Annotated in this window: 1 protein-coding gene; it reads left to right on the forward strand. The window is 65.1% G+C overall.

Annotated features, from left to right (window positions below; genetic code table 11):
• Positions 1-144: 144 nt before the first annotated feature.
• On the forward strand, positions 145-392 hold a 248-nt coding region (locus LPA54_RS41485; protein WP_228985536.1), incomplete at its 3' end, for a hypothetical protein.

Consider the following 392-nt stretch of genomic DNA (forward strand, 5'->3'; position numbering starts at 1 on the left):
GTGCCATTGCTCCTGGATCAGGTGGAACGAGAGGAAGTTCCGGAGGCGTGGGACGAGCTCTGGGACCGTCTCTGCCTCCATGGTGAGACGGTCTCCGCGGCGAGCTTCGCAGCTCTAGCTCCCGCGTGTACCCAGGCACTCGAATTGGCCAGTGCCATCGTGCGTGGCACGTTGCGGCACCCCGACGGTGAAGCTCTGCTCGCGGGCTGTCCGAACGAGGTCGACCGGTTGCGGGAACTCGTGGACCAGAGGCTTCGGACGCGTCCGGCCGACTACAACCGGCTCTTCGGTGATCTGCTTGCCCTTGCAGGGCAGTACCACTGGAGCGCCTCCTTGGGGGACTTCGCCGATGACTTCTATGCCGTGTCCTGCCCCGACTGCGAAGCGGAGGT

The organism is Streptomyces sp. DH12 (genome assembly GCF_020873895.1).
GTDB lineage: Bacteria > Actinomycetota > Actinomycetes > Streptomycetales > Streptomycetaceae > Streptomyces.